Origin of the sequence: Gracilibacillus thailandensis (assembly GCF_010994055.1) — a bacterium.
Taxonomy (GTDB): domain Bacteria; phylum Bacillota; class Bacilli; order Bacillales; family Amphibacillaceae; genus Gracilibacillus; species Gracilibacillus lacisalsi.
Map to the genome: position 1 here is coordinate 1 of NZ_WJID01000073.1, position 3928 is coordinate 3928.

4 protein-coding genes are annotated in these 3928 nt (G+C 39.6%); 1 reads left to right on the top strand and 3 read right to left on the bottom strand.

Features of this window, described 5'->3' with window-relative positions; translation table 11 throughout:
• Positions 1-118: 118 nt before the first annotated feature.
• Positions 119-649 (bottom strand): chromate transporter, encoded by a 531-nt coding sequence (locus tag GH715_RS18130; protein WP_153836632.1) that lies wholly within the window; start codon positions 647-649, stop codon positions 119-121.
• 6 nt (positions 650-655) lie between these two features.
• Positions 656-1204, bottom strand: a complete 549-nt coding sequence (locus tag GH715_RS18135; RefSeq protein WP_153836633.1) for a chromate transporter — start codon at positions 1202-1204, stop codon at positions 656-658.
• Positions 1205-1310: 106 nt separating this feature from the next.
• On the opposite strand from GH715_RS18135, the gene ggt reads away from it, so the two are divergent.
• Positions 1311-2978, top strand: coding sequence for a gamma-glutamyltransferase (gene ggt / locus GH715_RS18140; RefSeq protein WP_240469419.1), 1668 nt, complete (start codon positions 1311-1313; stop codon positions 2976-2978).
• Positions 2979-3037: 59 nt separating this feature from the next.
• On the opposite strand, the gene GH715_RS18145 is transcribed toward ggt, so the two are convergent.
• Positions 3038-3436 carry a potassium channel family protein gene (locus tag GH715_RS18145; protein WP_153836634.1) on the bottom strand — a complete coding sequence of 133 codons (399 nt, stop codon included), beginning with the start codon at positions 3434-3436 and terminating at the stop codon, positions 3038-3040.
• Positions 3437-3928 lie beyond the last annotated feature (492 nt).

Below are 3928 nucleotides of genomic sequence, written 5' to 3' on the forward strand. Positions count from 1 at the left end.
GTTAGCTTGGTCCATTTCGTCAGCTATCAAAAGTGGCGACTACCCAAGAAGCCCCCACTTCAAACAACCCATAAGGGTGGTAAGTGGTGGGAGTAGTTCACAATGGGCGCTTAATCTGTCATGCTAAAAAAATTGCACCATATCCCAATGCTCCGATGATCACGAATGCGGGATGGACTTTGAATTTCACTAAGAAAAGCCAGCTTAGTCCGATTAATAATATGGTTTGTAATGTTCCTTCGTTCTCGTAGGATTGGAAAAAGAATTGAAAGGTTAAAATACCTAGTAGAACTGCAATTGTAGGCCGGATAACCATTGTCATTCTTTTTACTTTAGGTGAGCTTTTAAACTTATTTAAGATACTAAGTAAAATAATCATTAAAATAAGTGAAGGTGCTACTGTTGCGAAAATCCCAACACTTGCACCGAGTATGCCTGCTTGTTCATAACCGATATACCCTGCCATCTTCGTAGCGATTGGACCTGGGAGCGCATTTCCGATAGCAAGTACCTCCCCAAATTCGGAAAGGCTTAACCATTCATAGCGATTCACTACTTCATTCTGCACTAAAGGAATGCTTGCGGGACCTCCGCCATAACCAACGATTCCAGGTATGAAGAAGGCGATAAAAATTTCCCAATAAATCATCGTTATTTATTCATTCCCTTCTTGTTTCGATGTTGTCGTAAAAGCAATTATCAATAATACCAGGATAATAATTGCTGGGTGAATGTTAAGTAATTGTAGCAACACAGTACTCCCGATAATCAAGGCTACATTTAACTTCCAACCTAAATCTTTTGTTCCTTTTTTGACAAAATCCCAAGTCAGTATAGCGAGCATGACACCGACAACAGGTACAATTGCGTGCGTCATCCCAATCACCCAAGGTAATTCACTAAAACTGCTTAATGAAACGAGTAAAACGATCATAGCGATAATGGTTGGTATAGTCGTTGATAATACAGCGTTTATTGCACCTAACCATCCAGCGACACGGTACCCAATATATCCAGCCATTTTTGTTGCGATCGGTCCCGGGAGTGTGTTACCGATTGCGAGTATATCAGAAAACTCTTCATCATCCATCCATTTATAGTAATCGACCACTTCTTTATGAACAAGTGGTATGGAAGAGGGGCCGCCACCATAGCCTAAAATACCAACTTTAAAAAATGCCCAAAAAATATGGAAGTGTTTCATCGTTGTGTTGTCTCCTTTTTCTGTATGTTTGTTGTTATTTTAACACACTCATGTTACTATTGTTAATTATAATTGTTTGTTTATTTAACAAAAGAAAATAATATTTTTGTTTAAACTACTAAAGTTAATTAGAGGTGATCGTGTGAAGGCTTATCGGCCAACGGTAATGGCTACAAATGGGGCAGTTACTACCCCGCATTACTTAGCTTCCCAAGCAGGTATGAAAATATTGCAAATAGGTGGTAACGCCATACACGCTGCTATTTCGATTGCTGCTACGCTAGGGGTTGTCTATCCTCATATGAATGGCTTGGGTGGGGATAATTTTTGGTTGTTTTATAATGCTAAAACGAAAGAGTTAAAAGGGATAAATGCCAGTGGGCGCTCGGGAGAAATGGCTGATATAGCCTACTATCATCAGTTAGGTTATGACACTATTCCGGAGCGTGGCTATTTAGCGGCAAATACTGTACCGGGAGCGTTATCAGGTTGGTTGAAAGCTTATGAATATGCTGAATCAGATATGGAACAGACGATGAATTGGTCAGAGTTGTTAGAAGATGCTATCGAGTATGCTGAAAATGGTTTTCCGATTACTGATAGCCAAATAAAAATGGCAAAAAGCTTTTTGGCTAAAGAAGCTAGTAACGAAGAGCGAACAAATAATGACTTTTATTCTATCTTTATTGAGCCTTTATTGCATTGCAAAGGAGCTGGTCAGCTTTTTTACCAAAAGGATTTAGCGAATACTTTGAGAGCTATTGCAAAGGATAAAGGGCACTCGTTTTACCATGGGGATATTGCTGCTAAGATGGTAGAAATGTGTCAAAGTCAACATGGTGTTCTTACCAAACAGGATCTAGCGAATCACACCGCAGATTGGATGGAACCAATTGCTGTTGATTACCGTGGATACAAAGCTTATAATTTGCCACCGAATACACAAGGGATTGCTTCATTATCTATTTTAAATATGATAAATCAATTTGACTTATCAGAAATAAAAAATGATGCCTTCTACTACCACTTGATCGTAGAAGCAACAAAGCTAGCCTTTGAAGATAGAGATCGGTGGGTGACAGATCCAGAATATACTATGCCACCTATTGATCAATTGTTATCGAAACAGTATGGTCAGCAATTAGCTGAAGTAATCGAGAACAAAGAAGAAGCGGGAACATTTACCGCATTGTTAGATCCAAGAGGAGACACGGTGTGGTTTGGTGTAGTAGATAAGTGGGGAAATGCGGTATCGATGATTCAAAGTATTTATCATGAATATGGTGCCGCAGTGGTACCTCCAGAGACTGGGGTTTTGCTACAAAATAGGGGGAGCTTTTTTTCGCTGGATGAGGAAGCGATCAATCGATTAGAACCTAAAAAACGGACCTTTCATACGCTTAATCCAGCAATGTTGTTTAAAAACAATCGGCCACACCTTGTATATGGAACGATGGGAGGCGAAGGTCAACCGCAGACCCAAGCAGCCCTAGTAACTAGAATTATCGATTACAAATATGGTGTTCAAGAAGCTATCGAAGCACCTAGATGGTTATACGGAAGAACGTGGGGAGCTAGTTCCAATACGCTTAAATTGGAAAAAAGAATCGATCCATCAGTTCAAGCAATGTTAAGGAAAAAAGGTCATGATATTGAGTTAGTAGAAAGCTATAGTGATATGATGGGGCACGCTGGAGCGATCTTAATAGATGATGAAAATATCAAACTTGCCGGAAGTGACCCAAGGAGTGATGGCATAGCACTTGGTTATTAATGATGGAAAAAGTGGCAGTCATTTTGTAGGGATGGAGCTTTATACAAGATTAGTATCTATTATTCATCTCTAGATTGATCTAATGCCTTTATAAAATAAGCGGTGGGCAACAATACACCGATCGCTGCTTGCAATAAAGCAAAGAACCTGGCAGTATTAACGGGAATCATATCTCCATAACCAATAGAAAGAATGGTGACACCGCTAAAATATAATAGATTGCTAAAGCTGTGCTCAACAGGAGTTTCTGCCGATAAGTCTTGTACAATCACTGTTTCCTCAAAAGATAATGCGTAATAAAGCAGAGAAAAGCCAAATGTAACGCCACACAATACAAAAAATAGTTTCATAAAGAGTGCGGTACTAAAATAACTTTTCTTATAGGTCTTATTTCGGAAAAAATACACTAAATGAATGATGATAAAAAGAATGGCTGCGATTAATAAGAATTGAGACATGGTGATACCCCCTTTACTCCATATATTAACTATTGAACTGTAAATTAAACTTCCTTTGTTCTTAGGCAAGAAAGTATAAAATTTTGATATTTGTCTACGCAAGCGCCCAGAAACTAGGCGACTTCACGAATTGCTCTACGATAAGTCATCGTCGGTTGTAAACTCACTGTGATTCGTCGCTACGTTTCTAATCGGGCGGGGCGCTCTGCGTTTTTTTATAAGTAAAGAAAGTATATAACCCGCGGTATCAACGCATTTGTAAGCAGAGTAGCCATTTTGAAATAGCTTGTACAGGTAACCATCGCTACGGCTGTCCACTTCCCTTTCCACGGGATTTTCGCCTAAGCTAACTTTGGTAAGCAAAGAGCGCTTGCCAAAGTGGATCTTAGTCGAAAATCATCCGGTAGGAGTGGAAGTGGACGGCCTCCGCTATGGAACTGTTCTACAACGTTTGTGACTGCTAACTTCTCGAGCTTTCTTAACCTGTGTAAT

Excerpts from the sequence above, each read along its gene's own strand:
- GH715_RS18145 (WP_153836634.1), bottom strand. The coding sequence starts at position 3,436 with ATGTCTCAATTCTTATTAATCGCAGCCATTCTTTTTATCATCATTCAT.
- GH715_RS18130 (WP_153836632.1), bottom strand. The coding sequence starts at position 649 with ATGATTTATTGGGAAATTTTTATCGCCTTCTTCATACCTGGAATCGTT.
- GH715_RS18135 (WP_153836633.1), bottom strand. The coding sequence starts at position 1,204 with ATGAAACACTTCCATATTTTTTGGGCATTTTTTAAAGTTGGTATTTTA.